The sequence below is a fragment of the Falsihalocynthiibacter sp. SS001 genome (genome assembly GCF_042445055.1).
Classification (GTDB): domain Bacteria; phylum Pseudomonadota; class Alphaproteobacteria; order Rhodobacterales; family Rhodobacteraceae; genus Falsihalocynthiibacter.
Window position 1 is genome coordinate 1,160,844 of the sequence record NZ_CP170339.1, and the last position, 23,482, is coordinate 1,184,325.

The window sequence follows — 23,482 nt, forward strand, 5'->3', positions numbered from 1 at the left end:
GCTTGCTCCTGAAGGCAATTACGGTTCATGGAAATATGGCCCGATACGGCGCGGGCGACCACCCACAAAGAGGTGACAGCTCTTTTCGGAACTATTTGATAATTGGCGCCGACTTTTGCTTTTCGCAAAACAAGTGGCGTTACGTGATGATTATTTGGGTATCCCAATTCTTGCGGGCAATCTCGAGTTCCTGCGGGAGTGCGCGGTCCGTGACCAGCGCTGTGACGTCCTTCAATGAACAGATTGTAAGGGGTGCCTTGCGGTTGAATTTGTGGTGGTCGGCCACGATCATAATCTGGCGCGAGCGCTGAATGGCTGTGCGGCTTACCAAGATTTCCTGCCCGTCAAAATCAAGCAATTCGCCGTCGGTATCAATGGCCGAACAACCGAGAATAGAGAAGTCGAATTTGAACTGCTTTACCATCTCAGCAGTAAGGCCGCCGACAATCCCGCCGTCGGCACGGCGCAGAACGCCCCCCGCCAAGATGATTTCGCAGCTTTGGTTGGGGGCAAGGAGCGTTGCGATGTTCAGGTTATTCGTGACGACCAATAGGTTTTGATGGCCGAGAAGTTCTCGCGCGACGGCCTCGGTGCTGGTGCCGATATTCATAAAGACCGACGCACCATCGGGAATAGATTGCGCGCAAACGGCGGCGATCTTTCTTTTGCCTTCGTCGTTCACGTGTCGACGTTCTTCGTAGAGCATATTCACTACTCCAGAAGGAATAACCGCGCCGCCATGAACGCGCTCTAGTCGGCCCGAATTTGCAAGGTCGGATAGATCGCGGCGGATGGTTTGAACGGTTACGTCGAACTTCTCGGCTAGGCCCTCAACGGTGACTTTGCCTTCTTTGCGCGCAAGTTCGAGTATCTCATTGTGTCTGAAATTCGAGATCGCCAGTCCCCCTGATTACTTCCTGCGCATTACCTAAGTTGTAAGAATAGCGATTTTGGCCACGCGTCAAGATAATCTGCTTGCGATAATGGGAACTCTTGGATGTATCGGTGTGCGGAAGATTGCTAAATGGCCGAGACCATATGCCGTTGCGCGCGCTGTCTAAAAAATATGCATGCCTTGCATTTTTGTGTGATATCTTGGGCAAATAGCGGTCTGGAGGAACGATGAAGAATCAATCCTTGACCGATTGATAAAATTTCTGACTACTCGTCTTAACGTATGACGCCACTTGTTTTGACCTCAGGGAGCTAACTTATGACCCAATCCACTTTTCTAACGCGCCGCCACTTTATGGCGACGACTGCGGCGACGTCGCTATTGCTTGGCGCTGCTCCGGTATTTGCCGCCGATCCGATCAAGACCGCCGGGATTTATACCGTTCCAGTTGAGCAGCAATGGGTCAGCCGTATTCACAAAGCTGCCCTCGCGGCGCAGGAAAGCGGCGAGATTTCCTATACGTACTCTGAAAACGTGAGCAACACAGACTATGCCCGCGTAATGCGTGAATATGCCGAGTCCGGCGTTAAGCTCATTGTTGGCGAAGTATTTGGTGCAGAGCAGGAAGCGCGCGAGGTTGCTGCGGACTATCCTGATGTGGCGTTCCTTATGGGATCAAGTTTCAAAGAAGATGCAGCGCTGCCGAATTTCTCGGTTTTTGACAACTATATCCAAGATGCGTCTTACCTTTCGGGTATTATCGCTGGCGCGATGACCGAAAGCGGCAATATCGGAATGGTGGGTGGCTTTCCGATCCCAGAAGTGAACCGTTTGATGCATGCCTTTATGGCGGGCGCAAAAGAAATGAACCCCGATATCCAGTTCCAAGTGAGCTTTATCGGAAGCTGGTTCGATCCGCCCAAAGCCAAAGAGACTGCATTCGCGATGATCGAAAACGGTGCTGACATCCTCTATGCCGAACGCTTTGGTGTGTCGGACGCTGCCAAAGAGAAGGGTATTCTGGCCATCGGTAACGTGATTGATACGCAGTCCGATTATCCGGATACGGTTGTTGCTTCTGCGATCTGGCATTTCGAACCAACGCTGAACAAAGCAATCGAAGCGGTGAAGGCCGGCACGTTTACTGCGGCTGATTACGGTGCGTATTCCTTCATGAAAGAGGGCGGGACGACCCTCGCGCCGCTTGGCACCTTTGAGGGCAAAGTCCCCGCAGAGGCCTTGGAGCTCGTGAAAAAACGCGAAGCCGAGATCAAAGCTGGCGAGTTCACAGTGGACATCAACGACGAAGAACCCAAGTCGTCGTAGAGCGTCATGAATACATCTACGGTTGAGGCGCTTCGCCTCGATGCCATTACCAAACGCTTTGGAGAATTGACCGCAAACGATGCGGTCAGTTTTTCCGTTCATAAGGGCGAAGTTGTTGCTTTGCTTGGAGAAAATGGTGCGGGCAAGACGACGCTCATGAATATCCTGTTCGGACAATATACCGCAGATAGCGGAACTGTTTCGGTGTTCGGACAGGAACTTCCACCAGGCAATTCGCGCGCAGCATTGGATGCTGGCGTTGGCATGGTTCATCAGCATTTTACGTTGGCCGATAACCTGACGGTTCAGGAAAATATCACGCTTGGGGTGCAACCGCTGCGCAGCCTGCGGACGGATCGCGCCGCGGCTCGTACCAAGATTTTGGATCTGGCAAAGAAGTTTCACCTTTCGGTGTCGCCGGATGCCCGTGTCGGGAGCCTTTCGGTTGGTGAGCGGCAGCGGGTCGAAATTCTCAAGGCGCTCTATCGGGATGTGCGTATTCTCATCCTTGATGAGCCCACTGCGGTTCTGACACCGCAAGAGACGAATGATCTGTTCGCAACGCTCAAGGTGGCAACCGAGAGTGGGCTATCGATCATCTTTATCTCGCACAAATTACACGAGGTCATGGCGATCGCCGACCGTGTTGTTGTGCTGCGCCACGGTAAAATGACGGGCGGCGCACGGACAGCAGATACAGACAAACACGCGCTTGCAGCAATGATGATGGGCGTAGAGGCCAAGGCGCCAAGCGTCGCGCCAGTGCAGGCAGGCGAGACACTTCTTGAACTAAAGAGGGGCACGACGCCAAATATCGGCAACGCACCGGGCTTGAAATCTGTCTCGCTTGCGCTGAAGTCTGGCCAAATCATCGGCCTTGCTGGGGTTGCGGGGAATGGACAATCGGCGCTGGCGTCATTGGTCGGTGGATCAAACGGCCCTGCGGAGGGCGAGATCGTCCTGAATGGAAATTCCGTACGTAGCTGGACACCGCGTCATGCGGTTCAGAGCGGTATTGCCCGCATTCCAGAAGACCGTCACAAGACGGGGACGATAGCGGATTTTGACTTAACCGAGAATGCAATCCTCGAGCGCTACAACACTTCGGAATTTAGCCGAGCAGGTTGGCTGAATTGGGGCAAGTCGCGCGCATTTGCGCAAGGAATTATCGATAAATACGACGTTCGCTGCCCCGGGGCGGATACGCCAATTCGGTTGCTGTCTGGCGGTAACATGCAGAAGCTTATCTTGGGGCGTGTGCTTGAGGCAAATCCGCAGATCATTCTGGCCAATCAACCCGTGCGCGGGCTTGATATCGGCGCGGTCAATTATGTTCACAGTCAACTCTTGGCCGCGCGTGATCGAGGTGCCGCGGTTCTGTTGATTTCCGAAGATTTGGACGAGGTTATGGCGCTTGCGGATGTCATCCATGTCATTGCAGACGGAAGGCTTTCTCCTGAGTTCAAACGGGGTGAAATGACGCCTGCGGAATTGGGGCTTTGGATGACGGGTCAAGGGTTTGAAACTATGGTGCAGCATGCGTCTTGAAGAAATAAAATACCCTTCGCTCGCAAGAAAACTATTGCCGCCCGCGATTGCGCTGGGCGCGACAATTATTATTGCCTCTCTCCTTGCGATGGCTGCAGGGGCCAATCCGTTTTCGGTTTTCGGGCTTATCCTACAAGGCGCATTCGGGTCCAAATTTGCATTACTTGAAACGCTGAACCGCGCAACGCCCCTTATCTTTACGGGGTTAGCAGCGGCAGTAGCTTTCCGCGCGCGGTTCTGGAACATTGGCGCCGAGGCACAGCTTTATGCGGGGGCGCTTATTACCGTCGTTTTGGGGACGGGACTTTTGGCGTGGCCAAGTTTCGCCCTTCTACCGCTACTTGCGGTTTGCGCGGTGATTGCCGGTGCTGTTGTTCTGCTGGTGCCTGCGCTCCTTAAGACAAGGTTCGGCGTGGATGAGGTTGTGACGACGCTCTTGTTTAACTTCATCTTTCTGCTCTTTATCTCGATGCTCCTGGAGGGGCCGCTAAAGGATCCGATGGGCATGGGGTGGCCAAAATCTGCAAGGCTAATTCCAGAGGCGCGCTTGCCGCGCATTGTGGATGGGTTGCGTTTGCATTGGGGATTTGCGTTGGCGACTATTTCGGCAATTGCAATCTGGGTCATTCAAAACCGCAGCACGCTCGGATATGAAATGCGCGCGGTCGGACTTAACAAAGAAGCGGCCGCTTTCGCAGGAATTCCTGTTAATCGGGTGCTGGTGAAAACGGCGCTTCTGTCTGGTGGATTGGCCGCCTTGGCGGGGTTCTCGGAGGTCGCTGGACTAAAGGGGAGCCTTACGCTCGATCTCTCGCCCGGCTTTGGTTACACGGGGATTATCGTGGCAATGCTCGCGATGCTAAACCCGCTGGGCGTGATCGCCGCTGCGCTGTTTGTCGCGGGAATATTTGTTGGGGCAGACAGCATGAGCCGTGCCGCCGATGTGCCTACGTATCTTGCGGATATCATGCTCGCGACGGCGTTGCTGTTGATGGTCTTGGCAATCATGTTGACTCGTTTTCGAGTGGTCAGGGATTAATCCATGGAAATTATCGATATCCTGTTCACCGCAAGTTTTTGGGCCGCCGCGATCCGCATCGCCAGTCCGCTAATTTTCGCAACCTTGGGAGAGCTGATCTGTGAGCGCGCAGGCGTCCTTAACCTAGGGATTGAGGGGATCATGGTCTCAGGTGCTTTTGCAGGCTGGATGGCGGTCTACGCGGGTACGGGGCTCTGGACGGGTGTGGCGATTGCAATGCTTGTTGGGATGTTCTTTGGATTGCTTCACAGTATCTTAACTGTTCCCTTCGGACTGTCGCAGCATGTCGTTGGGTTGGGCGTAACTTTGCTGGCGACGTCTTCGACCTATTATGCCTATCGGCTTGCGTTGCCAGAAGTGACAAGCCCTCCGAAAATTACAGCGTTTCAACCAGTTGAGATTCCAATCCTCTCGGATATTCCGCTGTTTGGACCTGCACTATTCTCACAGACGGCGTTTACCTATCTGGCTTTTGCGCTGGTCGTTGTGGTGGCCGTTGTGCTCTATCGCACGCCACTTGGCCTCGCGGTGCGTGCAGCAGGAGAAAACCCCGCCGCGGTCGCCGCGCAGGGGCTTTCGGTTACGGCAATTCGAATGGGGGCCGTGATTGTGGGAAGTGGCTTTATGGCAATGGGCGGCGCATTCCTTACAATGTCCGCGTTTGATAGCTTCTTCTTCGAGATGGTGAACGGGCGCGGGTGGATTTGTATTGCGCTTGTGGTGTTCGGCTCTTGGCGGCCAGGCAAAGCGTTGCTCGGGGCGGTACTCTTCGCGGCCTTTGATGCATTGCAGATTCGAGTACAGCAAACCGGCCTTGGCGCGCAGATACCGTATCAGATATTCTTGATGACGCCTTACTTCCTCTCCATCATCGCGCTCGTCGTTATGTCCCGCCGCGCCGAGGTTCCCGCCGCGCTCATGGTGCCGTTCAATAAAGGAGAACGCTGATGTTTGATCTGATTGTCAAAGGGGGCACATTGCCCGACGGAACTGTTGCGGATATCGGCATTCAGGGCGACAAAATCGCCGCCATTGGTTCGCTGGGCGATGCAGTAGCAGGCGAGATCATTGACGCTTCGGGCGATTTGGTTAGCCCGCCTTTTGTTGATCCGCATTTCCATATGGACGCGACGCTTTCTTATGGGCTGCCGCGGATTAATGCTTCTGGCACCCTTCTAGAGGGTATCGGGCTTTGGGGGGAACTTAAGCAGGTCATGACGCAAGACGAGGTGATCGAGCGCGCGCTGAAATACTGTGATTGGGCGGCGAGTATGGGCCTGTTGGCCATCCGAAGCCACGTTGATACCTGCGATGACCGTTTGCTCGGAGTTGAGGCCTTGTTGCAGGTGCGCGAGCAGGTGAAGGATTATATCGACCTACAGCTTGTGGCTTTCCCGCAGGATGGTTTCTATCGTGATCCAACGGCGCGCGAAAACACCATTCGGGCGTTGGATATGGGCGTTGATGTGGTGGGAGGTATTCCCCATTTCGAGCGCACAATGGCCGACGGGGTAGCATCGGTCACGGAGCTTTGTGAAATTGCGGCGGAGCGCGGCCTTCAGGTCGATATGCATTGCGACGAAACGGACGACCCGCATTCACGCCATATCGAAACGCTCGCATGCGAAACCCAACGGTTGGGATTGCAGGGAAGGGTTGCCGGCTCTCATCTGACGTCGATGCATTCGATGGATAACTACTACGTCTCCAAATTGCTGCCGCTCATCGCGGAGGCAGAGATCAACGCAATTCCCAATCCGCTCATTAACATCGTTCTACAGGGGCGTCATGACACCTATCCGAAACGTCGTGGTTTAACACGTGTTAAGGAAATGCTCGCAATGGGTATCAATGTAGGCTGGGGGCAGGATTGTGTGCTTGATCCGTGGTATTCACTGGGTACGGGGGACATGCTTGATGTGGCCTTCATGGGGCTTCATGTGGCGCAAATGACCAGCCCTGCGGAAATGCGCACCTGTTTTGACATGGTGACCGAAAACAACGCCAAGACGATGGGCCTTGAGGGATATGGTCTGCAAGTCGGGGCTAATGCGTCGTTGGTTGTGCTTGATGCGGGCGATCCTATCGAAGCGCTGCGATTGCGTGCTACGCGGCTTTGCGTCGTGGCGAAGGGGCGTATCGTCAGTCGCACACCACGTGCGGACGCTTCGCTGAGCATAAGCGGTCGCCCCGCAACATCGCGCAGGCGTCACGGCTAGGCGTTTACTTCGAACGATTGGATCTGCGCGTGCCTTTGGGCGCGCGATTGACCGTGCGTTTTTGTGGCGTTATGTTGATAAATTACTATCCTTATGTCCACAAAATGAATGTGAAGAGGCCCCATGAGCGCGCAACATAACCCCAAACGTCGTATTGTTTCGTCTCGGCACCTTGCAGATGGCGAGAATTGGGAGGCTTCTGAAGTCGAATACGGACTGATTATTGCCTATAACGCGTTCTCTCGCTGGATGACACGCTGTATGTCGGCGGCGGGGAATACCGATTTGACGCCGCTTGATATTCTCGTTCTGCACAATACCAACCACCGTGGACGTGATAAACGACTGACGGATATATGTTTTCTCCTCAATATTGAGGATACGCACACCGTTAACTATGCGCTTCGTAAGTTGATGAAGATGGAACTCTTGTCCTCGGAAAAGCGGGGCAAAGAGGTGTTCTATCGTGCATCAACGAAGGGTGAGGAGCTTTGCGACGCATATCGCGAGGTGCGCGAGCGTTGTTTCCTTGATGGCCTTTCTCGGCTTGATATGACCGGCGAAGAGATGCGCGACATTGCCGCAAGTCTGCGCGCGCTCTCGGGGCAGTACGATCAGGCAAGCCGCGCCGCTGCTTCGCTTTAGTTCCCCATCAAATCGGGAAGAAGTGTTACGATCTGTGGGAAGATACAGATTAGGACCACTCCAAGTAGCAAGAGCAAGAAGAACGGGAATGCCGCCTTGGCGATGCGCAGGATATCAATGCCTGTTAGGCCTTGGATCACGAACAGGTTGAAACCCACGGGCGGCGTGATCTGGCTCATCTCGACCACAATCACGAGGTAAATCCCGAACCAGAGCGGATCAATTCCCACTGCGCTGACCATGGGCATGATGATGGAGGTGGTCAGAACGATCACCGAAATCCCGTCGAGGAAACACCCAAGCACGATAAAGAAGATCGTAAGAGCAACCAAAAGCGCCGGAACAGAGAGATTCATCTCGGAAATCCAAGCGGCAAGGTTGCGTGGCAATCCAGTGAACCCCATTGCAACAGAAAGGAACGCGGCGCCAAGTAGGATGAACGCGATCATGCACGAGGTTCGCGTGGCCGACATTAGGGCGTCGCCAAAGAGTTTCCAGCTAAACGAACCCGACGCCCACGCCAGTATCGTCGCAAGAACCACGCCAAGTGCTGCCGCATCCGTAGGAGAGGCAAGGCCGCCATAGATCGAGCCGATCACGCCACCGATCAGGAGGGCAGCAGGCAGCAAGCGGCGCGATGCCATGAACTTTTCCTTGAAGGAATAGTGGCGCTCTGGTGCGGGGATCATATCAGGATTCATCCACGCGCGTACGGCAACGTACCCTGCGAATAGGCCAATGAGCATGATGCCCGGAAGGATGCCCGCTATAAATAGGCGCGCGATGGATTGCTCGGTGGCAACGCCATATACGATGAGGATAATCGACGGTGGAATAAGCAGCCCAAGTGTTGCGGCCCCCGCAAGCGTTCCAAGGATCAAGCTCTCTGGATAGCCGCGTTTGGTAAGCTCGGGCACCGACATCCGCCCGATCGTTGCGGCGGTGGCCGCAGAGGATCCCGAAACTGCCGCGAAAATAGCGCAGCCAAAGACATTAACGTGCAAAAGACGCCCTGGTGCACGGGATAGCCACGGCCCGAGGCCGGTGAACATATCGTCGCTCATTCGGGAGCGCAGAAGGATTTCACCCATTAGGATAAACAGGGGCAGGGCGGTCAGCGCCCAACTGTGCGAATGCCCCCAGAACGTCGTTGCAAAAATTAGTCCTGCGGGGGCGTTCGAGAAAAACACAAGTGCCGCCAGCCCGACGAGAGCCAGTGAAATCGCAACCCAAAGGCCCGATGCCAAGAGAGCGATGAGAAGCGCGAGAAGCGTGAGCGCGATAAACGGATCAGTCATGGCTCAGACCTCATCAGGAGTAGAAAGGACGGGTTTGCGCGTGGCGAGCAATTCCGTAAGTGTGTGCAAGATTGCGATCGCAAGAAGGCCCATTCCGAACGCCGCCACAGATTGCGGAATCCACAAAGGAATGGGAACGATACCGTTAGAGACATCCCCGTAATGAATACTCTCGGCAACAAGACCGACCATGAACCATGTGCCAAATCCGGTAAGCGCCAAGGCGACAATCAATATGAACCCCTCGGCGCGACATTGTGATCGCTGTGACATTCGGTCGGTAACGAGATTGACCCGAATGTGCCCGCCAGACCGCAGCGTATGGGCAAGCGCAAGGAACGTGGCCCCCGCGAGCATGAACCCTGAGAAGTCAGCGTATGAAGGAATAGTGGAGGGCATCAACCCCGGCGCGATACGGCCCACACCGTTCAGGATAATCTGTGCAGAAATAAGCAGGCAAATCGCGAGGATAAGCACCCCCGCCAGCATCCCGCACAGGTCATAGGTTTTCTGGAGTAAGCGGCCCATCGCGTCTGTCCTGTTCTTGCAGCAAAAAGGCCGGCAGCACCAAAATGCCGCCGGCCAGTTGGGGAGGTATTAGTTGTTGTAGGCGTCCAACACAGAAATCGCGCTGTCGGAGGCGTTAGCTTTCCAGTTTTCAAGCATTGTTTGACCAATAGCTTGCAACCCGTCGATAAGCTCTGCGCTTGGCTCGTAAACTGTGATGCCATTTTCCGCGAGCTCGGCTGTTTTGCTGTCTGCTTCTGCGGCGGACATTTCCCATCCGCGTGTTTCTGCGGCTGCGGCGGCTTCTGTTACGGCGGCTTGCACTTCTGCATCCAGACCGTCAAAGACGCGTTTGTTTACGACAACGATGTTCTTGGGAACCCAAGCGTTGATCGGGCTGTAATGGCTTACGAAATCCCAAGCAGTAGAGTTTACGCCCGTGGATGGTGACGTGATCATCGCCTCGACCTGACCTGTGGCAAAGGCCTGTGGAATGTTGGATGCTTCGATCTGTACAGGGGCCGCGCCAGCGATTGTCGCGAACTCTTCAAGAGCGGCGTTATACGCGCGGAAACGCAAGCCGTTCAGGTCATCAACAGTGGCGATTTCACCGTTCGTATAGAGACCCTGCGCAGGCCATGGAACGGAAAAGAGCGGCATTAGCCCCTGCTCGGCAAGCAACTCGGTGATCACAGGACGCTGGGCATCCCATAGTTTTTTGGCGTCGTCATAGCTTGTGGCAACAAACGGCTGGCTGTCGAGACCATAGGCAAGGTCTTCGTTGGACAGGAGGGAGAGAAAGAACTCTCCGATCGGAACCTGACGGTTGCGCACTGCGCCTTTGATTTCAGGGTGCGGAAAGAGCGAACCCGCAGAGTGGATCGTAATATCCAGCTCGCCATCTGTCGCGGTGCGAATGTCGTCTGCGAACTGGCTGATGTTTTGCGTGTGGAATGTGGTGTCGCCATATGGCGTTGGCATGTCCCAGCTCTCGGCGTGCGCGGCTGTTGAAACTGTAAGCGCACTCGCAAAAAGGATTGCGTGCTTCATGGTCTTACTCCCTGTTTGAGTCGGTGTTTCCGAATCTATTCATAATCATAACGTTGACAATTTGCCAGTGTTATACAAATAAAGCAACAACCTTATCGATTCGGGAGAGACGCAGTGAGCATCGGCAACGAAAACAAATGGCAGTTCTGGGTAGACCGTGGCGGAACCTTCACAGACATCGTTGCGCGAAAGCCTGATGGCGCGCTGCAAACGCATAAGCTTCTCTCTGAAAATCCTGAAATGTATCCTGATGCGGCGGTCCACGGTATCAAAACATTGCTGGGCCTCGGCGGTGGTGACGATATCCCCGAAGGCAAAATTGCGGCAGTAAAGATGGGCACGACCGTCGCCACAAATGCACTCTTGGAGCGTAAGGGAGAGCGAACTTTATTGCTCATTACCAAGGGGTTCGGTGATCTCTTGCGGATCGGGTATCAAAACCGCCCCAATCTGTTCGACTTGAATATCAAGCTCGCCGAGAGCCTCTACGAAGATGTGGTTGAGATCGACGAACGGCTCGCAGCAGATGGAAGCGTTGTACGCGAGCTAGACACAGATCAGGCCCGCGCTGCGCTGGCGCAGGCATATGGGGCAGGGTATCGGTCAGTCGCGATTGCGCTGATGCACGGGTACAGGTTTACCGATCACGAAAAGCAGCTAGGGAGCATCGCAGCAGAACTGGGCTTTACCCAAGTTTCGCTCAGCCACGAGGCCAGTCCGCTGATTAAACTTGTATCGCGCGGTGATACTGCGGTTGTGGATGCCTACCTTTCTCCAATCCTGCGAAGATATGTTGAGCAGGTGGCGAGTGCGCTAAATGCATCCGAAGGCGGGTGCGACAGCTTGATGTTTATGCAGTCTAACGGCGGCCTAACCGATGCGCGTATGTTCCAAGGGAAAGACGCCATACTCTCGGGGCCTGCGGGCGGTGTCGTTGGAATGGTGCGCACGGCGGCTGATCTCGATTTTGATAAGTTGATCGGCTTTGACATGGGGGGCACCTCGACCGACGTGTGCCACTATGCAGGTGAATACGAGCGCTCGTTTGAAACCGAGGTTGCAGGTGTTCGGATGCGTGCGCCGATGATGTCAATTCATACGGTGGCAGCGGGTGGCGGCTCGATTTTGTCTTACCGTGATGGCCGTATGCAAGTCGGTCCCGAAAGCGCGGGGGCCAACCCCGGACCAGCGGCCTATCGTCGTGGCGGTCCGCTTACGGTGACGGATTGTAACGTGCTATTGGGGAAATTGCAGCCAAGCCAGTTTCCTTCGGTGTTTGGTCCAGAGGGGGATCAACCGCTTGATGCAGAGATCGTCCGCGAGAAATTCAAAGAGCTCGCCGCCCAGATCGACGGCAATAAAACCGTCGAAGAAGTGGCAGAAGGGTTCCTACGGATCGCCGTCGAGAACATGGCAAATGCGATCAAGAAGATCAGCGTACAACGAGGCTATGACGTCACCAAATATACGATGAATTGCTTTGGTGGAGCGGGCGGACAGCACGCGTGCCTTGTTGCGGATACATTGGGGATGGAGAGGATCTTTATCCACCCCTTCGCGGGCGTTTTGTCGGCGTTTGGCATGGGCTTGGCCGATGTGCGCGCCATTCACGAGTATCAATTTGCCAAACCGGTTGACGCAAGTGATGAAGCCGAAACGGTGCTGTCCACCCTAACCGAGCAAGCACGCGAAGAGGTTTGCGCACAAGGAATCTCCGAGTCCGATATCCGTATTATAGCGACAGCACATATTCGCACCGATGGCGCGCACCAAACGCTTGAGGTGCCCTTTGGTACGCCTGCGGAAATGACCGCTGCGTTCGAAGAAGTCCATCAACAGCGTTTTGGCTTTGTGCCTGATTATGCGGGCCTGATCATTGATCTATTGACGGCCGAGGCAATCGGCTCGACAGGCGAAGCGGTGACACTACCCGATAGTGCCCAGTCTCGAGCGGACGCCAAGACCGCCCATATGTTCAGTCAAGGCGAGTGGCGCGAGGTGCCTTTGGTGGATCGCACGACGCTCGCACTGGGCCAGCGAGTGGACGGCCCCGCAATTCTGACCGAACCCACGGGCACCAACATTATCGAAGAAGGCTGGCAGGCCGAATGCGCCAAGGGGGGTAATCTCGTGCTGCGTCGCGTTGTTCCGCTTGCGCGTCAAGAAGCCATTGGAACCACTGTTGATCCCGTGATGCTTGAGGTTTTCAATAACCTCTATATGTCCATCGCCGAGCAAATGGGCGCCACACTCGCGAATACGGCATACTCTGTTAACATTAAGGAAAGACTTGATTTTTCTTGCGCAATTTTTGACGAGCAGGGCGATTTGGTAGCGAACGCGCCCCACGTGCCGGTGCACCTCGGTTCGATGTCCGATAGCGTGCGCTCGATCTTGCGCCAGAACAAGGGCGATATCCGTCCCGGCGATGTTTTCATGATGAATAACCCGTATAATGGCGGTACGCACTTGCCTGATGTTACGGTGATCACGCCCGTTTTTGACACGAATGGTGAGCGGATTATCTATACCGTCGCGTCCCGTGGCCACCATGCCGATATTGGTGGCACAACGCCCGGATCCGCTCCCCCCGACAGTCGCCATATTGAACAAGAGGGCGTGTTGATCGACAACTTCCGCTTGGTCAAAGAAGGCGTTTTGCAGGAGCAATCCGCGCGCGATCTATTGGCCTCGGGCAAATATCCGTGCCGGAACATTGATCAGAATATGGCAGACCTTGCTGCGCAGATCGCTGCGAACGCAACAGGTGAACGAGAGCTCAAGAAAATCACCGAACAGTTCGGTCTCGACGTCGTCCATGCCTATATGAGCCACGTTCAGGATAACGCCGAAGAAAGCGTGCGCCGCGTTCTGGATGTCCTTCACGATAGCGCGTTCGCATATCTGCTTGATAGCGGGGCGCAGATCAAAGTTGCCATCACCGTCGATAAATCCGCGCGCGAGGCTACGATTGATTTCACGGGGACCTCGCCGCAGGATGAGTTCAACTACAACGCGCCATTGTCGATTTGTCGGGCTGTTGTTCTCTATGTTTTCAGAACGCTTGTGGGGACCAACATTCCTATGAACGAGGGCTGTCTAAAACCTCTTAACCTGATCGTTCCCGAAGGATCGATGATCAACCCCGCGGCGCCCGCGGCGGTTATTTCGGGCAATACCGAGGTGTCACAGGCTATTGCGGATACGCTCTATGGTGCGCTCGGCGTGATAGCGGGAAGTCAGGGAACCATGAACAACTTTGTTTATGGCAACGATCACGTTCAAAACTATGAAACGATTTGTGGTGGAACGGGCGCCGGTGATGGATTTGATGGCGCGAGCGCGGTTCACAGCCACATGACGAATACGCGCATGACCGATCCCGAGGTTCTCGAAACACGTTTTCCCGTTCGGGTGGACGAGTTTTCGATCCGGCGCGGCTCTGGTGGGGCAGGAGAGTATCGTGGTGGCGACGGTATCGTGCGCAAGCTACGCTTTCTTGAACCAATGACAGTAACCGTTTTGACATCCCACCGCATAACCGCACCGCACGGTACGGCAGGCGGTAAAGAAGGCGCCACAGGTGAAAATTCGGTTCAGCGTATCGATGGAACAATCGAGATACTGAAAGGTAATGACGCCGCCGAGATGGAAGCGGGGGATGTCTTCATCCTTAAATCTCCGGGTGGCGGGGGCTATGGTAAACCGATGTAGTGGTTTGTTGAGATAAAGTTCGCAACGGGATGGGCTTGTTTCCGCAGGCCCATTGGAATATCGGTGGCGCTTAGGCGAAAAATGTCTAATTTATACAGTATTTAGATAGTTTGACCGAGGCCCGTATGTCATCGACCGCAACACAACCTACTGCGCCTGATGTAGCAGTTGTAATTCCCGCCCTGAACGAGGCCGAAAACATTCGCAGCCTTGCAGAACGTGTAGACGCGGCCCTTGCGGAGCGGAATTTTGAGTTGATCGTGGTTGATGACGGCTCGACGGATGGCACTTCCGAGCAACTCGCAGGTGGGCCTGCGCACTGGCGCGTGCTTCGCCACAACGAGCCCGCAGGGCAATCCGCCGCTGTTCACACGGGCGTTAGAGCCGCCAAGGCACCACTTATTGTGACGCTGGACGGCGATGGCCAAAATCCGCCCGAAGAAATCCCCAAGCTCCTTGCGATCTGGGATGCACGTGCGGATGACGCGCAGCTCGGCCTTGTGGCGGGCCAACGTGAGAAGCGGATTGATACCGTTTCCAAACGCCTTGCGTCGCGCTTTGCGAATGGCATTCGGAGCGCTGCGCTTTCTGATGGCACGCGGGATACGGGCTGCGGCCTCAAGGCGTTCAAGCGCGATGTGTTTTTGGAACTTCCATATTTCAACCACATGCACCGTTATCTTCCCGCGCTGGCAAAGCGCTCGGGTTACGATGTGGATTTAGTTGATGTCGGCCATGCCGCGCGTGAAGCGGGTTCGTCGAAATACACGAACTTTCAGCGCGGGCTCGTTGGAATTGTTGACCTTTTGGGCGTTATGTGGCTTCTGCGGCGCAGAAAAACTGCTGTTCTTGCTGAGCAGGACACACCTACGGAGAGCGAAACTTGATTGAATGGCTGATGACGTTCTTCGGAGCGCAAACAACAGGTGAATTGATCTGGATTGCCTTGGGGTTCGGCGGGCAACTGCTGTTTACCGGTCGTTTCCTTGTGCAGTGGGTCGCAAGCGAACGGGCAGGGCGCTCAACTATTCCAGTGGCCTTTTGGTGGTTGTCGATTAGTGGCGGGCTGGTCCTACTATCCTATGCTATTTATCGCGGTGATCCTGTGTTTATCCTTGGTCAAAGCATGGGGGTCTTTATCTATTCGCGCAATCTCTGGCTCATTAATCGAGAACGGCGCGAATTGGGATGACCTTGTTTCAACGTCTATTGGTGCTCGCATTGGCGGTCACGGCACTTCGGATTGTCGTGCTCGCGGTGTCGCCGACGGACCTTTTCTTTGATGAAGCGCAGTATTGGGCGTGGGGTCAGAGCCTTGACTGGGGTTATTTTTCTAAACCGCCGCTTATCGGCTGGGTAATTCGCACCTTTACGGAAATAGCAGGAAGCGACGCGCCATTCTGGGTGCGTCTTGCTGCTCCCGTTTTCCACGGGGCGACGTCCATAATTCTAGGTTTGTTTATCGCTAGCATTTACCGTCCAGCCGCAATTTGGACAGCCGCAGTTTATCTTTCGATGCCGATAATCACCATCGGGTCGTGGATGATTTCGACGGATACGATCATGGCTCCGTTTTTGGCGGCCGCGATCTGGATGTGGTGGCGATACTTGCACACGTTCAGCCTCCGCATTGCATTGCTTGCTGGCGTATTTGCCGGAACGGCCGCAATGGCGAAATATGCGGGGTCGTACTTCTTTCTCATCGTATTCCTAACCGCGATTTTTGCACCGCCTCGTCCGCGAGTTTCGGGCATTCTGACTGCTCTGATCGGCTTCTTCGTGATCCTTGCGCAGAACCTCCTGTGGAATGTGCAGAACGGGATGGTGACCTTTTCCCATACAGCGGACAACGCAAGTTGGGGGGGCTTGAGCACGCTTAACTGGACTGGATTGCTAGAGTTCGCCCTTGCTCAGGCCTTTGTGATTGGGCCGGTGTTCTTTGTTGTCTGGCTGGCGACGCTCCCTAAGGCAGTGGATCGGGCCGAACGTTATCTGCTCGCGGCGTCGCTTCCGATTGTTCTGCTGATCTGTGGACAGGCAGTGATTTCGCAGGCCTATGCCAACTGGGCTTTCGCTGCATATCTAACGGCCGCACCACTCGTCGCGCTGCGACTTTGCCGTGGGAAGGCGTGGAAAACGCTCTATGCTGGTTTGGCGGTGAACGTGGCGTTGTCGGTCATCGTTTCGCTGTTGATAATGTGGCCATCACTCGTTCGTAATGCGTCGGATCGCTATATGGGGCGCACGGATTTGGCCAATACGATCCTTGAAACGGCGCAGGCACCCGTTGTTGCGACCGACCGCCAACTTCTTGCGGACCTTACCTATGCTGCACAGCGCAACGGTGGCCTGAACAAGGTGTTCGCGTATAACCCGAGCGATGTTTGGCATCATTGGTACGATATGGTCGCGCCGCTGCCAGCCAATACAGATGCGGTATTTGTAGCCGAGACTAACGTCCCTCCGGCCTGTAATGGATCAACAATCCAACCCTTTTCGGAGATACCCGTTGAGGAAGGTGCCTATTCGGGGCGCACCTATGGGCTTTATCATTTTTCATTGAATTGCACTGAGTAGGATCGCGGCTAATCATCTGTTTTTGCTTTCTGCCGTGTTCCCGATTACGCTCAGTGAAAAGAGGATTCGAGCATTATGCCAAGCGATCAGACGATGATTATGGGAATTTTCGCGGTGCTGTTTGTGCTGCTGGTCTGGGGTCGCATTCGCTATGATCTGGTCGCGTTTGGCGCGTTGATTTTTGCCGCTATTCTGGGCCTCGTTCCTAGCGAAGAGGTGTTCACAGGATTTGGCCATTCCGCCGTCGCGGTTATTGCGCTTGTGCTTATTATTTCGCGGGGGCTTGTCGGCTCTGGCGCGATTGAAAAACTGGCGACACGCTTACTTGACCCTGATCGGCCACTTCCGCTTCACATTGCGATTATGGCTGTCGTCGGTGCAGGGCTCTCGGCGATTATCAATAACGTTGCGGCCTTGGCGATCCTGATGCCGCTGGACGTTGACACCGCCGCCAAAGCCAAACGAATGGCAGGGCAGACCCTGATGCCGCTTTCCTTCGCGACGATCCTTGGCGGAATGATTACCCTCATCGGTACGCCCCCGAACATTGTGATTGCGCAGTATCGTCAGGACGCGCTGGGGGAGCCGTTCGGGATGTTTGATTTTACGCCTGTTGGGCTGATCGTGGCCATCGCTGGCATTGCATTTGTTTCGCTGGTTGGCTGGCGCTTTCTGCCCAAGCGTGAAGGTGCGCGTGAACAGGGTGAAGAATTTGCAAAAGGACGCTATATCGCCGAACTTCGCGTTGGTGATGAAACAGTCGAAGAGGGCGCAACCGTAGGCGATCTGTATCCTGCCGCGGAGGAACATGACCTCAATATCCTCGGCCTTGTGCGCAACGGCAAACGCCGCCCCGGATTTGCGGCACGCCAAGAAATCCGCTCTGGCGATTTTATCGTCGTCGAAGGAGAGCCAAAATCCATCGAAGCCTTCATGGGCAAGAGTGCGCTCGAGTTTTCAGGATCCGAGAAACACTCTGGAAGCGTGACTTCTGGCGGATTGACCATTACCGAGGCGATCGTTCCAGAAGGAGCGCGGATCGTGAACCGCACCGCGCGGAGCATCCAGCTCTTGTATCGCCATTCGGTAACGCTTCTGGGTGTGTCGCGAAATGGGCGTCGCTTTCGGGATCGGGTGCGATTATTGACGATCAAACCGGGCGATGTGCTGTTGCTACTCGGATCACAAAAGCGCGTATCGGCCGCCGCATCATGGATGGGAGTCCTTCCTCTTGAGGGGCGCGAAACACAGGTGGTTCAGCGTTCCAAGGCGGGATTGTCTATCGGGATTTTCCTTGCTGCGATTGGTGCGGCTGTCCTTGGATGGATGTCATTGCCCGTGGCCCTTGCGGCGGCGGTTATCGCCTTTGTCGCTGTCGGCTTGGTTTCAGGCCGCGAGGTTTACGACTCGATTGAGTGGAAGGTGATTGTTCTACTCGCAAGCCTCATTCCCCTCGCAGAAGCGTTCGAAAAATCTGGCGGGGCGGAGCTTATTGCCGAGGAAATCCTGAAGGTGACGAACGGATATCCCGCTTGGGTCTCGCTGCTCGCGTTGATGATCGTCACGATGACCCTTTCCGATTTTCTAAACAATGTCGCGACGACGCTGATCGCTGCGCCAATCGCGGTTGGCATGGCGACGGCGACGGGTACAAATCCGGATGCATGGCTCATGACGGTCGCTGTCGCGGCGTCCTGTGCGTTCCTCACGCCGATCGGGCACAAGAATAACACCATTATCCTTGGTCCGGGTGGCTATCGTTTTGGGGATTACTGGCGGATGGGTTTGCCGCTTGAGGTGATCGTTATTGCAGTCGCGCTGCCGGCAATCTTGTTCTTCTGGCCGCTCTAAGTTTCGTCTTCCTCGTGGCTTGCGGCTTCGTAAGTGCCGGCGTATTTCTCAAGAACACGAATGATAGCGATGATAACGAGGGCCAGTGCGGTGGTCAGGCCTGCAATGGTCCATTCACCCAATCCACAGGCGACGCCAATCGCTGCCGCGACCCACATGCTCGCACCCGTGGTTAGTCCACGCACTTTGCCCTGAGAGAAGACGATCATCCCTGCCGCAAGGAAAGCAACGCCGCCCGTGACAGCCTCAATTATCCGAAGCGGGTCCATCTTAACCGCATCGCCAAATTCATCTGCCCGCGCAATCAATGCCAGCGTCAGAAGGCAGAATACACATGCGGCGAGGCCAACAAGCATGTGCGTGCGCAAGCCAGCAGGGCGGCGCGCTGTTTCGCGTTCTAGACCAATCAGACCACAAAAAACGACGGTCGCCAAAACACGTGAAAGAATTACAAAAAGCGGGAGGCTTGGATCAAAGGTGAACTCTGTCACTAGGTCGTCCCACATTCGGTATTCCTCACGTTATGGCCCGTCGTCTCTTGCGGTCTTGGGCAGTTTGATCATGGTCTTGTCCTACCTAGGTCGCGGTGAGTGCGAACCATAGGCATTGGTTAGCTATTAACGGGGTGTTTTGCCCTTTGCTGCACGCGCGACGAGTGCAATAATAAACAGCACAAGGAAGACAAAGAAGAGGATCTGAGCAACGCCGGCTGACGCCGCGGCGATACCTCCGAAGCCAAAAATACCTGCGATAATCGCAACGATAAAGAATAGAATGGCCCAATATAACATGTTACGTCCTTTCAACTATCAAAATGCGCCCGCTCTGGGCATCGTGCTAAATCAACGGTTTACGGCTGGATTGGTTCCCAATTTCTTGAATAAAATATTCAGGTGATGGTGAAACGGCATAAAAAACGGGGCCAGCGTTCCCGCCGACCCCTGAATTTCTAGCAAGCTAAGCATGGACCTAAGCTTTGTTGGTCCACTCTTCTACGGCTTCTTTCGCTTGTTCGCGGGTCTTGCCGTATTTCTGCTGAATCAACCCTTCGAGTTGGTCGCGGTTGCCTTCAACCTGCTCAAGCTCGTCATCTGTGAGTTCGCCCCATTCAGCTTTTGCTTTGCCTTTCATCTCTTTCCACTTACCTTGAATTTGATCCCAATTCATGTCGGTCTCCTTTCAATTGTGTTGTGCTAAGTCAACGCGCCGATCCGAAGAAGGTTCCAACTCTGGGAACAAAAATATCTCTGAGGGGTTGTTTGTTCAGGGACAGAAAGGGACAAAAATGACCGATAACAAGCTTTTGACGGCCAGCGTGACACTTATCGCGGTCGTCGTTTTATTTGTGGCGCTCAAGATGGCACAGAGTATTGCCGCGCCGTTGGTGTTGGCGCTGGTGGTTGGGGTGGTGCTTTCGCCGCTATCCGATGGACTCGAGCGTTTGGGCCTGCCGCGAATAACGGGGGCGATCCTCACGCTTGCATGTGGTTTGGCGGGGTTGTCGCTCCTGTATGTTCTTCTGGAGCCTGTGGTGGAGCGTTTGGTGCTTCGTGGGCCATTAATATGGCAAGAGTTGCGTGATATTGTAGAATGGCTCTCCCATATACTTCGCGGCATTAACGAGGTCTCTGAAGACGTCGCCGACGCAGTAAACGGCCCCGCTACCGAAAAAGCAGCGTCCGAAACGCTAACTGATGAATTACCCAACCTCACCGATGCGCTGTTTTTCGCACCGATGATCGCGGCGAGTATGTTGGTTTTTGTGGGTTCGCTTTTCTTCTTTGTTTTGTCTCGCAAAGAAATCTACGCGTGGATAACAAAGGGGCTGAAAAAGGCGGACGGCATCCAAGCAGAGGATGGATTTCTGCTGCGTGCAGAGCGGTTTGTTGCGCGTTACTTCGTGACGATCACATTGATCAATGCAACGCTGGGTATTGTCGTTGCGGGGGTGATGTATTGGATTGGACTTCCTTCACCCGTGTTGTGGGGCGTTCTGGCCTTTGCGCTGAATTATGTGCTGTATATCGGACCGATGGCCTTCGCTGTTTCGCTCTTGATTGCAGGGATTGTGACGTTTGACGGGTCGCGCAGCGTGCTTCCGATGATCGCGTACCTTGGGCTTAATCTGACAGAAGGGCAATTTGTGACACCATCGCTTGTCGGGCGGCATCTACAGGTAAATCCGCTACTCGTGTTTCTGTCGCTTGTGTTCTGGCTTTGGCTCTGGGGGCCCATTGGTGGCTTTATTGCCATCCCGTTGTTGGTCTGGGGAATGGCGATAAATAAAGGGGTCCAATGGGACGCGTAACTAGTGTTCGATCGGCTCTGGAGCGACTTCGTCGACGGGCGCGTCGGGAGTGAAATCATGTACCTCAAAGCGCACAATCACCCGATACATCCCGTCCTCGTCGACTGTCTCGATCTTTGCGTCAAGTTGCTGTGCAAAGGCCATCAGCAGGCGCTGTCCCAGCCCGGATGAGTGATGATCATTAACGGCAGTCACGCGTTCACCCGTACTGTTGGCAATGCAAAGTTCCGCACGCTGATGCGTTTCATCTTCGTTCGCGGTTAGAGTGATCTCTAGCCAGCCATTCTCTTCGCCCTCGGGTACGCCGATGTGTTTCAGCGCGTTTGTCATCGCCTCTGTCAGCAAGAGTGAAAGCGGAACCGCCTGATCGGGCAACAAGATCAGCGGGTCGATATTTGTCTTGAGGGTGAGCTTACTCTCGGGGGCGACACCAAGGTTCCAGAGTTGATTAATCACCTCACGCAGCAAATCGTTCATTGGGACCGCCGTCAGCATATCAGTTTGATAGAGCCTCTGGTGAATAGTCGCGAGCCCAAGAACGCGTTCCTGAATATTACGCAGAGCCATGCGCGCCTCTTGGGTTTCAAGTTTGCGCATCTGCATATTGATAATGGACGCAATCAGTTGAAGGTTGTTCTTCACGCGATGATGAACCTCCTTCAGGAGGACGTTTTTTTCGAAGAGCATGTCCTCTAGCTGGGCCTCGTCCTGAAGCACGTTCGTCGCCATTGCCTCAAATGAAGCGTTCAACTCTTGCAGTTCCGACGGAGCAGAAGCCCCAAGAGGAGCAATCGAGAACTCACGCGTTTGCGAGAAGGCGCGAAGCTTGTGGCGCAAACGTTTGAGGTGCGTAATAACCAGCCGCTCAACCGCGAAATAAGCCACAATCAGACACGTGAGCCACATCAATATCGGGAACAGCGCAGGGGAAACGCCCTGCCGGAGTGGTGCCAACTCTGTGGAGGCATAGCTCCAGGAACCCAATGCGTAGACCTTACCATCTGCAACCGGAACAACCGCATAAAGGCGTTCAATTCCGCTTGCGTCCGTATCCGAAAACGTCGTGGTGTCAGAGCCAACAAGATTGATCAGCGCCCGATTTTGCGGGAGGCGCGACTCTGCGTTTTCCAGCCCCAAACTCGCAGTGAGCAGCTGACCCTCTTTGTTGAAGGTGAAAATTTCGATCGGGTGGGTTTCCAGCGTGCCTTCGTCCGCGTCACTTGGGCTGATCGCGTCATGCGGCACCGCAACAGTCACATAGCCAATAGGGGCGGCGCCATTTAGCGAGCGCACTGGTGTTACCGCAGAAATAACAGAGCCTTCGCTGACTATTGGATTCATATCAACGAACGCTTCTGGGACGCCACGCTCCATCGCCGCGTCAAACTCAGCGGAGTCCGAAATAGTAACGGGGCCATCAGCGGAGGAGCAGGTTATTTCACCTGATGTAGGTATGTACGCGATGAACGAATAGTTCGGATTTCTTTCGGTCACACGCTTCATGAGCAAAGAGCAGGCTTCGGGATCGGGGCGCACGGTTTCGATGTATCCCGCGATCCCTTGCCCTGTGCCAAAGGCTTCCTGAATAATTTCGCGTTCGGCGACGACGGCTTCGCTTGTCATTGCGGTCAAGGTAGAGCGCGCGCGCTGCTTTACTTCAGTGCTGACTTGATACGTTTGTACAACCGCAATGAATCCGATGGGCATCAGGACAAGCGACAAAACAAGAGGAAGGCGCACCACAAGGCGATTGAGCGGGTGGTTAGACTGCCGAAATGGCATATATTTAGATCCCTGAAATGGCTTTGGACGTAATGACCGCTGTTGTTGCTGTGTCGGTAATTTCGAGTGTTTCGTCGTCATTTAATGACATCAATTCCGCAAGTTGCGCACGCCCTCGATTAACGCGGCTCTTGATCGTACCGATTGCGCAATTACAGGTTTCGGCGGCTTCTTCGTAACTGAAACCAGACGCACCAACCAAAATTAGGGCTTCGCGCTGTTCGTCGGGGAGTTGTTTGAACGCAACCTCAAAATCTCGCATCTGAAGTCGGCCATCGTGGGCGGGTTTTTCAGAGAGTTGCGCGGTGAATGCGCCATCTACATCCTCTACTTCGCGTTTGGCTTTGCGGCGGTCAGAATAAAATGTGTTGCGCAAAATCGTAAATAGCCACGCACGCATGTTTGTGCCGACCTTGAAGCTTTCGAAATTACTCCATGCTTTTACGACGGTGTCCTGAACAAGGTCATCCGCGCGCGCGGTGTTTCGTGTAAGGTTGATGGCAAAGGCCCGAAGTGCGGGTAAATGTTCGACCAGCTCGTCCCGAGGGTCTTGTGAAGCACTCATTTATTTGCATCCTGCTCTTTGAGCTTATCGAGTAGCTCCTTGAAACGATCCGGCAATTCCTCATCCGCAGTTTGCTGAAAAACACGTTTGAGGTTTTCATCAATCTGTCGCTGCATTTCTGGAGAGGGTTTGTTTTGCGCCATGGTTATCGGATCACT

The 23,482-nt window shown here is 54.5% G+C and carries 22 protein-coding genes; 12 read left to right on the forward strand and 10 right to left on the reverse strand.

Features of this window, described 5'->3' with window-relative positions; genetic code table 11:
* Positions 1-139 precede the first annotated feature (139 nt).
* Positions 140-895 (reverse strand): DeoR/GlpR family DNA-binding transcription regulator, encoded by a 756-nt coding sequence (locus tag ACFE33_RS05685; RefSeq protein ID WP_380058661.1) that lies wholly within the window; start codon positions 893-895, stop codon positions 140-142.
* A gap of 318 nt (positions 896-1,213) precedes the next feature.
* Here ACFE33_RS05685 and ACFE33_RS05690 point away from each other — a divergent pair, with 318 nt between their 5' ends.
* From ACFE33_RS05690 to ACFE33_RS05715, 6 genes are all read left to right on the forward strand, one after another.
* Positions 1,214-2,221 carry a BMP family protein gene (locus ACFE33_RS05690; RefSeq protein ID WP_380057975.1) on the forward strand — a complete coding sequence of 336 codons (1,008 nt, stop codon included), beginning with the start codon at positions 1,214-1,216 and terminating at the stop codon, positions 2,219-2,221.
* A gap of 6 nt (positions 2,222-2,227) precedes the next feature.
* Positions 2,228-3,769, forward strand: coding sequence for an ABC transporter ATP-binding protein (locus tag ACFE33_RS05695; RefSeq protein WP_380057977.1), 1,542 nt, complete (start codon positions 2,228-2,230; stop codon positions 3,767-3,769).
* On the forward strand, positions 3,759-4,808 hold the full coding sequence (locus tag ACFE33_RS05700; protein WP_380057979.1) for an ABC transporter permease: 1,050 nt from the start codon (positions 3,759-3,761) through the stop codon (positions 4,806-4,808). Before ACFE33_RS05695 ends, ACFE33_RS05700 begins: the two co-directional genes overlap by 11 nt.
* Before the next feature lie 3 nt (positions 4,809-4,811).
* Positions 4,812-5,756, forward strand: a complete 945-nt coding sequence (locus ACFE33_RS05705) for an ABC transporter permease (RefSeq protein ID WP_380057981.1) — start codon at positions 4,812-4,814, stop codon at positions 5,754-5,756.
* Complete coding sequence (locus ACFE33_RS05710; RefSeq protein ID WP_380057983.1) at positions 5,756-7,027, forward strand: amidohydrolase family protein; 1,272 nt, start codon at positions 5,756-5,758, stop codon at positions 7,025-7,027. Before ACFE33_RS05705 ends, ACFE33_RS05710 begins: the two co-directional genes overlap by 1 nt.
* Before the next feature lie 123 nt (positions 7,028-7,150).
* Complete coding sequence (locus tag ACFE33_RS05715) at positions 7,151-7,672, forward strand: winged helix DNA-binding protein (RefSeq protein ID WP_380057985.1); 522 nt, start codon at positions 7,151-7,153, stop codon at positions 7,670-7,672.
* Here ACFE33_RS05715 and ACFE33_RS05720 read toward each other — a convergent pair.
* From ACFE33_RS05720 to ACFE33_RS05730, 3 genes are all read right to left on the reverse strand, one after another.
* The gene (locus ACFE33_RS05720; protein WP_380057987.1) at positions 7,669-8,970 is read right to left on the reverse strand and encodes a TRAP transporter large permease; all 1,302 of its coding nucleotides are present in this window, start codon (positions 8,968-8,970) and stop codon (positions 7,669-7,671) included. The genes ACFE33_RS05715 and ACFE33_RS05720 overlap by 4 nt on opposite strands.
* A 3-nt stretch (positions 8,971-8,973) precedes the next feature.
* A complete protein-coding gene (locus tag ACFE33_RS05725) occupies positions 8,974-9,498 on the reverse strand; it encodes a TRAP transporter small permease (protein WP_380057989.1) in 525 nt (174 codons plus the stop codon).
* Between the two features lie 69 nt (positions 9,499-9,567).
* Complete coding sequence (locus ACFE33_RS05730; protein WP_380057991.1) at positions 9,568-10,527, reverse strand: TRAP transporter substrate-binding protein; 960 nt, start codon at positions 10,525-10,527, stop codon at positions 9,568-9,570.
* A gap of 114 nt (positions 10,528-10,641) precedes the next feature.
* On the opposite strand from ACFE33_RS05730, the gene ACFE33_RS05735 reads away from it, so the two are divergent.
* The 5 genes from ACFE33_RS05735 to ACFE33_RS05755 all read left to right on the forward strand — a co-directional run bounded on the left by ACFE33_RS05735 (position 10,642) and on the right by ACFE33_RS05755 (position 18,669).
* Positions 10,642-14,241: a hydantoinase B/oxoprolinase family protein gene (locus ACFE33_RS05735; RefSeq protein ID WP_380057993.1), complete on the forward strand. Its 3,600-nt coding sequence runs from the start codon at positions 10,642-10,644 to the stop codon at positions 14,239-14,241.
* Between the two features lie 125 nt (positions 14,242-14,366).
* Positions 14,367-15,128, forward strand: coding sequence for a glycosyltransferase family 2 protein (locus tag ACFE33_RS05740; RefSeq protein ID WP_380057994.1), 762 nt, complete (start codon positions 14,367-14,369; stop codon positions 15,126-15,128).
* Positions 15,125-15,433: a lipid-A-disaccharide synthase N-terminal domain-containing protein gene (locus tag ACFE33_RS05745; protein ID WP_380057996.1), complete on the forward strand. Its 309-nt coding sequence runs from the start codon at positions 15,125-15,127 to the stop codon at positions 15,431-15,433. The genes ACFE33_RS05740 and ACFE33_RS05745 overlap by 4 nt, the downstream gene beginning before the upstream one ends.
* Positions 15,430-16,818 (forward strand): ArnT family glycosyltransferase, encoded by a 1,389-nt coding sequence (locus ACFE33_RS05750; protein ID WP_380057998.1) that lies wholly within the window; start codon positions 15,430-15,432, stop codon positions 16,816-16,818. The genes ACFE33_RS05745 and ACFE33_RS05750 overlap by 4 nt, the downstream gene beginning before the upstream one ends.
* Positions 16,819-16,893: 75 nt before the next feature.
* Entirely contained in the window at positions 16,894-18,669 is a 1,776-nt protein-coding gene (locus ACFE33_RS05755; RefSeq protein ID WP_380058000.1) for an SLC13 family permease, read from the forward strand.
* On the opposite strand, the gene ACFE33_RS05760 is transcribed toward ACFE33_RS05755, so the two are convergent.
* From ACFE33_RS05760 to ACFE33_RS05770, 3 genes are all read right to left on the reverse strand, one after another.
* The gene (locus tag ACFE33_RS05760; protein ID WP_380058002.1) at positions 18,666-19,175 is read right to left on the reverse strand and encodes an MgtC/SapB family protein; all 510 of its coding nucleotides are present in this window, start codon (positions 19,173-19,175) and stop codon (positions 18,666-18,668) included. The two genes, ACFE33_RS05755 and ACFE33_RS05760, sit on opposite strands and share 4 nt — an antisense overlap.
* Before the next feature lie 111 nt (positions 19,176-19,286).
* Complete coding sequence (locus ACFE33_RS05765) at positions 19,287-19,460, reverse strand: DUF1328 domain-containing protein (protein ID WP_380058004.1); 174 nt, start codon at positions 19,458-19,460, stop codon at positions 19,287-19,289.
* Positions 19,461-19,638: 178 nt separating this feature from the next.
* Positions 19,639-19,836: a CsbD family protein gene (locus tag ACFE33_RS05770; protein WP_380058005.1), complete on the reverse strand. Its 198-nt coding sequence runs from the start codon at positions 19,834-19,836 to the stop codon at positions 19,639-19,641.
* 118 nt (positions 19,837-19,954) lie between these two features.
* Between ACFE33_RS05770 and ACFE33_RS05775 the strand changes: the two genes are divergently transcribed.
* On the forward strand, positions 19,955-20,977 hold the full coding sequence (locus ACFE33_RS05775) for an AI-2E family transporter (RefSeq protein WP_380058007.1): 1,023 nt from the start codon (positions 19,955-19,957) through the stop codon (positions 20,975-20,977).
* On the opposite strand, the gene ACFE33_RS05780 is transcribed toward ACFE33_RS05775, so the two are convergent.
* Genes ACFE33_RS05780 through ACFE33_RS05790 form a run of 3 tightly spaced genes read right to left on the reverse strand, consistent with a single transcriptional unit; the run spans position 20,978 to position 23,467 of the window.
* Positions 20,978-22,759 carry a sensor histidine kinase gene (locus tag ACFE33_RS05780; RefSeq protein ID WP_380058009.1) on the reverse strand — a complete coding sequence of 594 codons (1,782 nt, stop codon included), beginning with the start codon at positions 22,757-22,759 and terminating at the stop codon, positions 20,978-20,980.
* Positions 22,760-22,763: 4 nt separating this feature from the next.
* The gene (locus ACFE33_RS05785; RefSeq protein ID WP_380058011.1) at positions 22,764-23,324 is read right to left on the reverse strand and encodes an RNA polymerase sigma factor; all 561 of its coding nucleotides are present in this window, start codon (positions 23,322-23,324) and stop codon (positions 22,764-22,766) included.
* Entirely contained in the window at positions 23,321-23,467 is a 147-nt protein-coding gene (locus ACFE33_RS05790) for a NepR family anti-sigma factor (RefSeq protein WP_380058013.1), read from the reverse strand. The genes ACFE33_RS05785 and ACFE33_RS05790 overlap by 4 nt, the downstream gene beginning before the upstream one ends.
* Positions 23,468-23,482: the final 15 nt, after the last annotated feature.

Coding starts and splice junctions, on each gene's coding strand:
- ACFE33_RS05690 (WP_380057975.1), top strand. CDS start 1,214: ATGACCCAATCCACTTTTCTAACGCGCCGCCACTTTATGGCGACGACT.
- ACFE33_RS05695 (WP_380057977.1), top strand. CDS start 2,228: ATGAATACATCTACGGTTGAGGCGCTTCGCCTCGATGCCATTACCAAA.
- ACFE33_RS05700 (WP_380057979.1), top strand. CDS start 3,759: ATGCGTCTTGAAGAAATAAAATACCCTTCGCTCGCAAGAAAACTATTG.
- ACFE33_RS05705 (WP_380057981.1), top strand. CDS start 4,812: ATGGAAATTATCGATATCCTGTTCACCGCAAGTTTTTGGGCCGCCGCG.
- ACFE33_RS05710 (WP_380057983.1), top strand. CDS start 5,756: ATGTTTGATCTGATTGTCAAAGGGGGCACATTGCCCGACGGAACTGTT.
- ACFE33_RS05715 (WP_380057985.1), top strand. CDS start 7,151: ATGAGCGCGCAACATAACCCCAAACGTCGTATTGTTTCGTCTCGGCAC.
- ACFE33_RS05720 (WP_380057987.1), bottom strand. CDS start 8,970: ATGACTGATCCGTTTATCGCGCTCACGCTTCTCGCGCTTCTCATCGCT.
- ACFE33_RS05725 (WP_380057989.1), bottom strand. CDS start 9,498: ATGGGCCGCTTACTCCAGAAAACCTATGACCTGTGCGGGATGCTGGCG.
- ACFE33_RS05730 (WP_380057991.1), bottom strand. CDS start 10,527: ATGAAGCACGCAATCCTTTTTGCGAGTGCGCTTACAGTTTCAACAGCC.
- ACFE33_RS05740 (WP_380057994.1), top strand. CDS start 14,367: ATGTCATCGACCGCAACACAACCTACTGCGCCTGATGTAGCAGTTGTA.
- ACFE33_RS05750 (WP_380057998.1), top strand. CDS start 15,430: ATGACCTTGTTTCAACGTCTATTGGTGCTCGCATTGGCGGTCACGGCA.
- ACFE33_RS05755 (WP_380058000.1), top strand. CDS start 16,894: ATGCCAAGCGATCAGACGATGATTATGGGAATTTTCGCGGTGCTGTTT.
- ACFE33_RS05760 (WP_380058002.1), bottom strand. CDS start 19,175: ATGTGGGACGACCTAGTGACAGAGTTCACCTTTGATCCAAGCCTCCCG.
- ACFE33_RS05765 (WP_380058004.1), bottom strand. CDS start 19,460: ATGTTATATTGGGCCATTCTATTCTTTATCGTTGCGATTATCGCAGGT.
- ACFE33_RS05770 (WP_380058005.1), bottom strand. CDS start 19,836: ATGAATTGGGATCAAATTCAAGGTAAGTGGAAAGAGATGAAAGGCAAA.
- ACFE33_RS05775 (WP_380058007.1), top strand. CDS start 19,955: ATGACCGATAACAAGCTTTTGACGGCCAGCGTGACACTTATCGCGGTC.
- ACFE33_RS05780 (WP_380058009.1), bottom strand. CDS start 22,759: ATGCCATTTCGGCAGTCTAACCACCCGCTCAATCGCCTTGTGGTGCGC.
- ACFE33_RS05785 (WP_380058011.1), bottom strand. CDS start 23,324: ATGAGTGCTTCACAAGACCCTCGGGACGAGCTGGTCGAACATTTACCC.
- ACFE33_RS05790 (WP_380058013.1), bottom strand. CDS start 23,467: ATGGCGCAAAACAAACCCTCTCCAGAAATGCAGCGACAGATTGATGAA.